This is a genomic window from Microbacterium sp. CPCC 204701, assembly GCF_004010105.1.
GTDB lineage: Bacteria > Actinomycetota > Actinomycetes > Actinomycetales > Microbacteriaceae > Microbacterium.
Window position 1 is genome coordinate 1 of record NZ_RRYE01000597.1, and the last position, 1,218, is coordinate 1,218.

Sequence of the window (1,218 nt, forward strand, 5' to 3'; positions counted from 1 at the left end):
CGGACGGCGCGACCGTCACCGTCGACCAGCCCGCCGCCGGCGAGCCGCCCCTCACCGCGTCGCTCACGGCGACCGCGACGGTGCGCGCCGCCACGGCGTCGCGCGACATCTCGGTGACCGTCCGTCCGGAGGCTGCCCCGGGCGACGCCTACGGCTACGCCATGGTGCACTTCATCGAGGACGCCGCCGGCTACGCCGAGAAGATCTACCTCGACGTCTCTCGCGGTGACAACCCCGAGCAGTGGGACCCGCTGAACGGCGGCAAGCCGATCCTCGCCTCCGACCTCGGCACCACCGGCGTGCGCGACCCGTACCTGACCTACAACCCCGAGACGCAGACGTACTACATCATTGCGACCGACCTCCGGGTGTTCGGCGGCGACCGCGGCGTCAGCGGCTGCATGGAGTGGTGCTACTGGAGCTCTAAGGGCAGCACGAAGCTGAACGTCTGGGAGTCGAAGGACCTCGTGGCGTGGAGCGACCTGCGTCAGTTCGACGTCGCTCTCTCGGGCGGCGCGCAGGTGGGCGAGTTCGGCATGGCGTGGGCTCCCGAGGCGACCTGGGTGCCCGACTACTACGGTCCCGGGCAGGGCGGCTTCGTCGTCTACTGGTCGTCGAACGTGTACACGAACCCCGAGCACACCGGTTCGTCGTACTCGCGCATCCTGTGGGGCGCGACGCCCGACTTCACGCAGGCGACGTACGAGTACGGTGGGGTCTTCATCGACGCCGGCGGCAACACCATCGACACCACGATCATCCAGAACGACGGCAAGACCTATCGCATCACGAAGGACAACTCGGCCGGCAAGGGCATCTACCTGGAGACCACCGCGGCCGCGGAGTGGTGGAAGCCCGCCGCGACGTGGACGCAGCTGCAGACCCGCATCGGCGCCGAGTGGACGGGCGGCAACGCCGGTGGGGTCGAGGGTCCTGCGATCTTCCAGCGCCACGGTGAAGAGAAGTGGTACCTCTACGTCGATGTCATCCCCTCCACCGGCTACCGGCCGATGCAGACGACGAACCTCGACGCCGGCTTCACGCAGCTCGTCTCGAGCAGCTTCTTCATGGCGCCGAGCACGAAGCACGGCGGCATCGTCGGGCTCGCGAAGGCGCAGTACGACGAGATCCGGAACGCGGATGCTACCGCCGCCGTCTCGAGCGACCTCGGGGCGGTCGAGGTCGAGGCCGGTGCGACGGAAGCCGCCGTGCGGGTCG

At 69.0% G+C, this 1,218-nt stretch carries 1 protein-coding gene; it reads left to right on the forward strand.

Going from position 1 to position 1,218, the window contains the following annotated elements; genetic code table 11:
• The coding region (locus EIO58_RS18200; protein WP_205789391.1) for a glycoside hydrolase family 43 protein at window positions 1–1,218 on the forward strand (1,218 nt) is incomplete at both ends.